Genomic DNA, 292 nt, shown 5'->3' with positions numbered 1-292 from the left:
ACTTTCACACTGGTTGCAGCACTATCATCGGCGTAGAGTCGTTTCACGGTCCTGTTCGGGATGGGAAGGGGTGGGACCGACTTACTATGGTCATCAAGCTTTGACTTGTATGCTCCGCAGCCACCAACTGGGCTGCACAGCGAATCTGGGAGAAGTAAAGTTTTGTGGGGTAGCACTCACCATCATAGTAAATGCGCATAACCGTCAAGGTTATAGGGACAAGCCGTACGGGCAATTAGTATCAGTTAGCTTAATGCATTACTGCACTTCCACACCTGACCTATCAACGTCC

Annotated in this window: 2 rRNA genes; both read right to left on the bottom strand. The window is 49.7% G+C overall.

The annotated features are described in order from the left end of the window. A 5S ribosomal RNA gene (rrf, locus tag GJ698_RS30315) occupies positions 1–98 on the bottom strand; the annotation flags it as partial. A 116-nt stretch (positions 99–214) separates the two neighbouring features. Further along, a 23S ribosomal RNA gene (locus GJ698_RS30310) occupies positions 215–292 on the bottom strand; the annotation flags it as partial.

Origin of the sequence: Duganella aquatilis (genome assembly GCF_009674565.1) — a bacterium.
Taxonomy (GTDB): Bacteria; Pseudomonadota; Gammaproteobacteria; order Burkholderiales; family Burkholderiaceae_D; genus Rugamonas; species Rugamonas aquatilis.
Note: the sequence above shows the minus strand (reverse complement) of the source record. Positions and strands in the feature narration are given on the sequence as shown.